The organism is Pseudomonas emilianonis (assembly GCF_023072625.1).
Taxonomy (GTDB): domain Bacteria; phylum Pseudomonadota; class Gammaproteobacteria; order Pseudomonadales; family Pseudomonadaceae; genus Aquipseudomonas; species Aquipseudomonas paraveronii.
The window spans coordinates 1-4,375 of record NZ_JAKNRV010000401.1; the positions used below are offsets into that span (position 1 = coordinate 1).

The 4,375-nt window shown below is 60.8% G+C and carries 5 protein-coding genes; 1 reads left to right on the top strand and 4 read right to left on the bottom strand.

Going from position 1 to position 4,375, the window contains the following annotated elements:
• The 4 genes from L9Z73_RS26175 to L9Z73_RS26190 form a co-directional block, all read right to left on the bottom strand.
• Window positions 1–295: ATP-binding cassette domain-containing protein (locus L9Z73_RS26175; RefSeq protein WP_247407377.1), on the bottom strand; the 295-nt coding region annotated here is incomplete at its 3' end.
• The gene (locus L9Z73_RS26180; protein ID WP_247407380.1) at window positions 292–1,278 is read right to left on the bottom strand and encodes a substrate-binding domain-containing protein; all 987 of its coding nucleotides are present in this window, start codon (window positions 1,276–1,278) and stop codon (window positions 292–294) included. The genes L9Z73_RS26175 and L9Z73_RS26180, both read right to left, overlap by 4 nt.
• Before the next feature lie 38 nt (window positions 1,279–1,316).
• The gene (locus tag L9Z73_RS26185; RefSeq protein WP_247407383.1) at window positions 1,317–2,138 is read right to left on the bottom strand and encodes an SDR family oxidoreductase; all 822 of its coding nucleotides are present in this window, start codon (window positions 2,136–2,138) and stop codon (window positions 1,317–1,319) included.
• A 154-nt stretch (window positions 2,139–2,292) separates the two neighbouring features.
• A complete protein-coding gene (locus L9Z73_RS26190; protein ID WP_247407386.1) occupies window positions 2,293–2,772 on the bottom strand; it encodes a GNAT family N-acetyltransferase in 480 nt (159 codons plus the stop codon).
• A 190-nt stretch (window positions 2,773–2,962) separates the two neighbouring features.
• Between L9Z73_RS26190 and L9Z73_RS26195 the strand changes: the two genes are divergently transcribed.
• A complete protein-coding gene (locus L9Z73_RS26195; protein ID WP_247407389.1) occupies window positions 2,963–4,159 on the top strand; it encodes an MFS transporter in 1,197 nt (398 codons plus the stop codon).
• The last annotated feature ends 216 nt before the right edge of the window (window positions 4,160–4,375 follow it).

The following is a 4,375-nucleotide window of genomic DNA, read 5'->3' on the forward strand; positions in this document are numbered from 1 at the left end:
CGGCGACGCTCATTTCCGGCACCAGATGCAACTCCTGGTGGATCACCGCGACGCCGCTGGCAATGCTGTCGGCCGCGCATTTGAAGGCCATGGTCTGCGCGCCGATCTGCACGCTGCCGCTGCTCGGGATGTAGGCGCCGCCGAGGATTTTCAGCAGCGTCGACTTGCCCGCGCCGTTCTCGCCCATCAGCGCGTGTACCGAGTGCGGCCGCGCTTCAAAGCTGATCTGCGCCAGCGCTTTCACACCGGGAAACTCCTTGCCGATGCCATTGAAACGCAAGGCCGCGCCGCTCATTTCCACAGCCCGATCTTGGTCAGTTCTTCCTGGAAGTTGGCGCGGGTGATCAGGGTCACTTCGTCCATGGCGGTGTACTTCGGCGGTTCCGTGCCTTTGGTGACCCATTCGTACATCATCAGCGCGGTGTTGTAGCCCTCGATGTGCGGGCTCGGCAGCATCGAGCCGAAGAAACCACTGTTGGCTTTCTTCAATTCACCGATGGCGTCGGTGCCATTGATGCCGATGCCGATCACATTCGCGGCGGCAAACCCGGCGCTTTCGGTGGCGCGCACGCCGCCAAGCACGGTGTTGTCGTTCATGCCGCCGATGATCAGGTTTTTCGCGCCGCTGGGCAGCTTGACCAGGGCCGAGTTGGTGGCGTCCATGCTGCCGGGCACGTCGAGGGTCTTGAGCGCGGCGGTGAGGATGTGGTCCTTGGGAATGCCCGCTTCTTCGAGGGATTTGATCGAGCCGTCGGTGCGTTTTTTACCGGTGTCGAGTTCGTTGAAAGTGGTGATCACCGCGTAGGTGTCCTTCCAGTCCCACCCGCGTTTCTTCGCCTCGGCGGCCATCGCCGCACCTTGTTTCTGGCCGACTTCAAAAGCGGCCATGCCCAGGTACGGCACGTCCTCCATGAAATTGCCCTTGGCGTCGACGAAGCGATCATCCACGGCGATCACTTTCAAGCCGTTGGCCTTGGCCTTGGCGACAATCGCCGGGCCGAGGGACACGTCCGGCGGGCAGATCACAAAACCCTTGGCGCCGTTGGCGGCCAGGCTGTCGATCGCCGAGAGGGTTTTCTCGCCGTCGGGCACGGCGATCTTGATCACGGTGAAACCATGTTCCTTGCCGGCTTTTTCGGCGAAGGCCCATTCGGTCTGGAACCAGGGTTCTTCGGCTTGTTTGACCAAAAAGCCGATTTTTACCTCTTCGGCAACGGCCAAACTGCTGAGGCCGCTTAACGCGATAGCGGCGGTGAGTACGCGTAGGGCTTTTTTCATGAACGGCATCTCTTGTTGTTATTGGAGAGTGACAAGTTCTAGTCGTGGTACATCACCGACCGCCCGCCATCGATCATCAGGCAGGTGGCATTGATAAAGGGCGCCTCATCGGTGGCCAGAAACAGCGCAGTCATCGCCACCTCCACAGGCTGGCCGATGCGCTTGGGCGGGTGCAGGTCGAACGCGCGCTGGCGCTCGGCCTGGGGGTCGGGGAAACCGTTCCAGTAGTCGACGTTGAGCTGGGTTTCGATATAGCCCGGCGCGATGGCATTCACGCGGATACCCTTGGACGCGTATTCGATGCCGAGGGCGCGGGTCAGGCCGAGCAGGCCGTGTTTGGCGACCGGGTAGGGAAAACAGCCGGGAATGATGTGGCTGGAATGGGTCGAGGCGATGTTGATGATGTTGCCGATGCCCTGCTCGATCATGTGCGGCAACACCGTGCGGCAGCCGTACCAGGCACCGTCGAGGTCGATGGCGAAGCAGCGTCGCCAGTCCTCGTCGGTCATCTGCAACGGGTCGCGGAACACATTGACCCCGGCGCAGTTGACCAGCACATCGACGCGGCCGAAGCGCTCGATGGCCAAATTGACCAGCGCCTGCCATTGCGCCTGGGACGTGATGTCGACCGGCTGCGCGTAGATCTCGGCGCCGCGTTCGCGCCAGTGAGCGGCGACTTGCTCGACCTTTTCGGCCTGGATATCGGCGATCACCAAACGCGCCTGCTGGGCCTGGAAGCAGGCAACGATCGCCTCGCCAATGCCTTGGGCGGCGCCGGTGATGATCACCACCTTGTGCTTCAGCCGCTCGCCATAGGTGGGTTCGGGCACGGCGGGGAGTGACAGAGGGTGTGCCTGCATCGCTTCACCTGTTTTATTTTTGGTAGTGAGTGCTGATGCAGCCGACTATAAACCCAGACCTTTAAATATCTCAATATATAAATTTACATCCCACATAGTGAGAGAGCGTGTAAAAAAACCGGCGTCGGGATGCCGGTTTTCATCGGGGTTTTCATCAGCCCTGGGCGAAATCCCGCAGTGCTTCGCCTTCCATGCGGTAGCGCACCCACTCTTCCTGGGGCTGGGCGCCGATGGATTTGTAGAAGGCAATCGCCGGCTCGTTCCAATCCAGCACGCTCCACTCGAAACGCCCGCAGCCGTTGTCGCAGGCGATCTTCGCCAGGTGGCGCAGTAACTTCTTGCCAGCGCCGCCGCCGCGTTGCTCGGGGTTGATGTAGAGGTCTTCGAGGTACAGGCAGTTGCTGCCCAGCCACGTGGAATAGCTGAAAAAGAATACCGCGAACCCGATCGGCAATCCGTCGCGCAGGCAAATCAGCCCATGGGCAGTCGCGCCCTCGCTGAACAGGCTGCGCTCGATGTCCACCACACTGGCGATCACTTCATGACGAGCCCTCTCAAACTCGGCAAGCTCGGTAATGAAAGTCAGGATCTGCGCAGCATCGCTGGGCACGGCGGGGCGAATCTCGATGGTCATGGGCGCGCCTTGGGTAAATTCAAAGGCCACATACTAAGACGGATTGATGACAGATTGCAGTGCAATTTCGGGATCGCCAAAGCGACTTACTCCGTTGCGGGCTAATGCAAGCGCCACCAACTACAGAACAATCCGCCCGGACGTGCATGGTAGAAAGTCGCCATAACTCCAATGATTCCAAGGCGTGCTCATGAACTCCACAGCCCCGGTGGGCGGAAAATTATTCGCCCTGTTTTGCCTTGCCAGCTTCCTGTTGTCGTTGTCCTACGGCTCGACGTTTCTGCTGTCGTTGCTGATTCATTCGCGCGGTGGGAATGAGCATGACGCCGGCAGCGTGATTTCCACGGCGATGCTCAGTACCTTCGTCGCGGTAGTGCTCTCCGGGCATTTGGCCGATGCGTTGGGCGCGGCACGGGCAATTGCGGGGATGGGCGTGTTGCTGGTGGTGGCCTGCCTCGGCTTTGCCCTGACGCCGGGGTTTGGCCAAGGCTTGATGCTGTTCGGGCTGGCCCTCGGATTGGGCTGGGGCGTGTTCTATACACTGGGCCCGATCATCGTGACCTTGCTGGTTGAGCCCAGGCTGCGGGCCAAGTACTTTGCGCTGCTGTCGGGCAGCATGTTGAGTGGGATCGGTGCCGGGCCTCTGCTCGGACGAGCCACCAGTGCGCTGGACCTGCCCCTGACGACCGCCTTCTATATCGCTGGGGTGGCCAGCCTGGCCGGGGTGGTGATGTTCTGGCGATTGGGCGCACAACTCAAGCATCACGCGAATGCACCGACGTCGAGGATTTCCCTGGCCGCCAGCCGCCGGGTGCTGTCTTCCAAGGCGGCGTTCGCCATCTTGATGGTCGGCCTGGGCGGTTGCGTGTTTGGCGGGCTTTCATCGTTCCAGACCAGCTACGCGGCCGCGCATGGGTTGGACTATTCGCTGTTCTTCGCAGGGTTCCTGAGTGCCGCGATCACCAGCCGCCTGTTGATCGCAGGCTTCGTGGTCAAGCGTGATGCCTATAGGGCGGCGTGTGTGTTGTCCGGGGCCATGCTCGGGTCGATTGCACTGTTTGCGTTTGGTGTGAGCGGCAACCTCAGCTACCTGCTGGCGGCTGCCACGTTAGGGGTCGGGTACGGCCTGACGTATTCGGTGATCAATGGGCTGGTAGCCCACGAATCGCCGCCCGGCACTACGTCCCAGGCGTTGCTGCTGTTCAGCCTGGCGTATTTTGTCGGTGTCTTCGGGTTTCCCTGGCTGGCGGGCAGGATCATCGTCGACTACGGCCTGTCAACATTGATGATGGGCGTACTGGCCATCGCCGCCCTGAACTGGATGATCACCGTGGCACGCCTGATAGCGCGCCACCTCTCGGCACACAAAATCTTACAGGTGTCCTGAGACCGCTCGTCGGCATCGAGGCACGAACAGCAAATGAGGGCTGACCAATAAAGGGTAAGGACATTAATCCTAATGGAGACACCCTCATGAAGCATTCCCCAGCCTTCATGTACCCACGACACTGTTAGCCCTGCTGAGCCTGGCACTGGTGATCCTCACACCCAGACTGCCCGGCGTAAAGCGCGTTCCTGGCCCACTGATCGCCATGGTCGTGGT

Coding starts and splice junctions, on each gene's coding strand:
- L9Z73_RS26180 (WP_247407380.1), bottom strand. CDS start 1,278: ATGAAAAAAGCCCTACGCGTACTCACCGCCGCTATCGCGTTAAGCGGC.
- L9Z73_RS26185 (WP_247407383.1), bottom strand. CDS start 2,138: ATGCAGGCACACCCTCTGTCACTCCCCGCCGTGCCCGAACCCACCTAT.
- L9Z73_RS26190 (WP_247407386.1), bottom strand. CDS start 2,772: ATGACCATCGAGATTCGCCCCGCCGTGCCCAGCGATGCTGCGCAGATC.
- L9Z73_RS26195 (WP_247407389.1), top strand. CDS start 2,963: ATGAACTCCACAGCCCCGGTGGGCGGAAAATTATTCGCCCTGTTTTGC.